At 65.3% G+C, this 1,429-nt stretch carries 1 protein-coding gene; it reads left to right on the top strand.

Going from position 1 to position 1,429, the window contains the following annotated elements:
• On the top strand, positions 1–1,429 hold a 1,429-nt coding region (locus ACYVDE_RS22745; protein ID WP_460503819.1), incomplete at both ends, for an efflux RND transporter permease subunit.

Here is a 1,429-nt window from a genome sequence, read left to right as displayed (position 1 = left end):
TGCCGCGCGGCGTGCGCCTGGCCCCGTACTACGACCAGGCCGATTTCGTGGCCGAGGTCGTCCGCTCGGTGCAGGATGCGCTGTGGATTGGCCTGGCGCTGGCCCTGGTGGTGACGGCGCTGTTTCTGCGCTCGGTGCGGGCCACGCTCACGATACTCGGGGCCATTCCGGTGGCGCTGGCGCTCACCATTGCGGTGCTGTTTTTCGGTCTGGGCTACTCGTTTAACATCATGACGCTGGGCGCCATCGCCGCCGCCATCGGCCTGATGATAGACGACGCCGTGGTGATGGTGGAGCAGCTGCACCGCGTGGGCGAAGACCACCCCGACGCCACCCCGGGCGAAGTGGTACGCCGCTCGGTGGGCCACCTGCTGCCCGCGCTCATTGGCTCCAGCCTGAGTACGATTGTGATTTTCCTCCCCTTTGCCCTGCTGGGCGGCGTGGCGGGGGCCTACTTCAAGGTGCTGGCCACCACGATGGTGGTGGCGCTGGTGTGCTCCTTCCTGGTGGCCTGGCTGGGGTTGCCGGTGGTGTATTTGCTGCTGTCGCGGAAGGCTGTGCAACCGTCAACCTCCCCCCCTGACCCCCTCTCCAAAAAAGAGGGAGCACCGGCTTGTGAGGACGATTCCCAGACGGACTCCGTCAGGAGCAAGACCGGTGCCCCCTCTCTTTTGGAGAGGGGGTCAGGGGGGGAGGTTGACGCGCAGGGCGACCAACCCGCCCACCACGAAATCCCCTGGGTGCGCGCCGTCATCCGCCACCCGGCCTACTCCATCATCGGCATCCTCGTGCTCATCGGCAGCATGGTGCTCATCATCCCGCGGCTGGCGACCGGCTTTCTGCCCGACATGGACGAAGGCGCCATTGTGCTCGACTATAACTCGCCCGCCGGCACCAGCATCGAGGAAACCGACCGCATGTTGCGCCAGGCCGAGAAACTCATCGTGAAAGTGCCCGAAGTGGCCAGCTACTCGCGCCGCACCGGCACGCAGATGGGTTTCTTCATCACCGAGCCCAACCGGGGCGACTATCTCATTCGCCTGAAAACCGACCGCAAGCGCACCACTGAGGAAGTCATTGCCGACATCCGCCAAAAGATTGAAGCGACCCAGCCAGCGCTGACCATCGACTTCGGCCAGGTAATCGGCGACATGCTGGGCGACCTGATGAGTACCGTGCAGCCCATCGAAATCAAGGTCTTCGGGCCCGATGCCGCCAAGCGCTACGCCCTGGCCGAACAGGTAACCAAGGTGGTGGAAGGCGTGAGCGGCACCGCCGACGTGTTCGACGGCATCGTGCGCATGGGCCCCAGCGTGGACGTGCGTCCCGACCCGCGTCGACTTGCCCAATACGGCCTTACCGCCACCGATTTTCAGACCCAGTTGCAAACCCAGCTGGCCGGCACCACGGCCGGCGCGGTGCTCGAAGG

The organism is Hymenobacter agri, from assembly GCF_054778495.1.
This window is presented reverse-complemented; position numbering and strand designations above follow the sequence as displayed.